The 219-nt window shown below is 44.7% G+C and carries 1 pseudogene; it reads right to left on the bottom strand.

The window, feature by feature from the left end:
• Positions 1-86 (bottom strand): annotated as a pseudogene (locus tag H6B10_RS18440) (DNA-binding response regulator); the annotation flags it as partial.
• Positions 87-219 lie beyond the last annotated feature (133 nt).

Below are 219 nucleotides of genomic sequence, written 5' to 3'. Positions count from 1 at the left end.
TTATAGCCCTCCTTGACCAGATACAAACGCAGCAATTCGCAAATATTTTTATCGTCATCTACAACCAGAATCTTCTCATTCGCCATGTTGTTGTCCCTCCGTTTTCGTTGGGCAGCCCCACGATACCTAATTTCATATTGTTTCGCTCCTTTTGGCGTGTTTTCCATCCCTTATTATACACATAAGGCCGCTGCGGCGCAAGAAAAATGCGGCAAAACC

It is taken from the genome of Gemmiger formicilis (assembly GCF_016901605.1).
Lineage (GTDB): Bacteria > Bacillota > Clostridia > Oscillospirales > Ruminococcaceae > Gemmiger > Gemmiger formicilis_B.
The sequence above is the reverse complement of the archived record's forward strand: the minus strand, read 5'-3'. Positions and strand labels throughout refer to the sequence as shown.